Here is a 1629-nt window from a genome sequence, read left to right as displayed (position 1 = left end):
ACCAACCATCAACGCTCAGGCACCGAAATTGGGTTACGCTGAGTATCTACAAAAATGGGACTGGGTGCTTGGTACTGGGATCTACATTGATGACATCGACCAACAAGTTGCCATGCAGCGTGAATTGCGCACGCAAGAGTTAAATCAACACACTTTATCTGCGGTGACAATCTCGGTGATTGGCCTGATTATTACCAGCATCTTAACCAGTATTGCTGTCTCGAAAGGCATTAAACCACTTCAGCACGTCGCCGATTCTCTCAAAGATGTTGCTGCGGGTGGCGGTGACTTAACTGCGCGTCTAAAAGTGGAAAGTAAAGACGAAGTTGGCGAAGTCGCGGCTGCCTTTAATGAGTTTATGGATAAACTTCACCCACTGATGCAGGACATTCATCAATCTGCTTCTGCCGTTCAAACAGTTTCTGAAGAACTGAATGATCAAACGCGCACAGCGAGCGGTCAAATGCAGAGTCACTGTTTGGAAACGGATAAAGTGGTGACAGCCGTAACAGAAATGAGCATGACGGCAAAAGAAGTCGCGAGCAATACAAATGCCACTGCGCAGGCCATTGACGATGCGAACGATCAGGTCACCGAAGCCCAGCGAGAGGTTGAACAAGCGATTCAAGGCATTACTGAGTTGGTTACAGAGATCAACAGCACATCGGATGCTATCTCTGAGTTGAGTCAGCAAACGGAGCAGATTACCAAAGTATTGGATGTGATTGGCGAGATTGCTGAGCAGACCAACTTATTGGCGCTCAATGCGGCAATTGAAGCTGCGCGAGCGGGCGAGCAAGGGCGTGGATTTGCAGTGGTGGCCGATGAAGTGCGTTCACTAGCGAGCCGTACGCAAAATAGCACTCATGAAATTGGCGATATGCTTAAACAGCTACAAAGTGGTGTATCTCGAGCCGTCACGACTATGTCCGCCAGTCAAGAACGAGGCGTGAAAACGGCTGAAGAGTCGGCACTGATTCAACAGTCTTTGTCTGGTGTTCACCATTCTATTGGTACAATTCGCGATATGGGAATTCAAACCGCATCAGCGGCAGAAGAACAAAGTGCGGTGGCGGAAGACATCAACCAGAACTTGGTGGCGATTCAACAGATCGTCAACAACATCAATGATACCTTGCAACACGCAGAAACGATCAGCACTCAGTTGTCACAATCCGGCACGGAAATTCAAGATCTGGTCGGCAACTTTAAACTCTGATGAACCATTAAATTGCACATAAAATCAGAGTGGAACGAAGAAAGCGAAAGTCACCCTCGACTTTCGCTTTCTGTTTTGTGGAATAGGGATTCTTACCTTCAAAGAGAGTTCCGATGATACTCAAAGCTTTGCCAAATGAGTCGATGCCACGAGAGAAACTTCTGCAACGTGGGCCGCAGGCGTTAACCGATGCCGAATTACTGGCGATATTCCTCCGTACGGGCACGCAAGGCATGAACGTGATTGAGTTGGCCGATTTCCTTATTCAAGATTTTGGTTCGCTTAGGCAGTTGTTCTCCGCTTCAGAACAGGAGTTTTGTCAGCATAAAGGGTTAGGGCAGGCCAATATGTGCAATTGCAAGCGGTGTTAGAAATGACTCAGCGATATTTGGCGGAAACCCTCAAGCGTG

The 1629-nt window shown here is 47.9% G+C and carries 1 protein-coding gene and 1 pseudogene; both read left to right on the top strand.

What is annotated here, in order from left to right:
- A partial coding sequence (locus R7F07_RS24715; RefSeq protein ID WP_318110599.1) for a methyl-accepting chemotaxis protein occupies positions 1–1219 on the top strand: 1219 nt, incomplete at its 5' end.
- A 113-nt stretch (positions 1220–1332) separates the two neighbouring features.
- Positions 1333–1629 (top strand): annotated as a pseudogene (locus R7F07_RS24710) (UPF0758 domain-containing protein); the annotation flags it as partial.

The sequence above is a fragment of the Vibrio sp. YT-16 genome (assembly GCF_033337405.1).
GTDB classification, from domain to species: Bacteria; Pseudomonadota; Gammaproteobacteria; order Enterobacterales; family Vibrionaceae; genus Vibrio; species Vibrio alginolyticus.
Note: the sequence above shows the minus strand (reverse complement) of the source record. Positions and strands in the feature narration are given on the sequence as shown.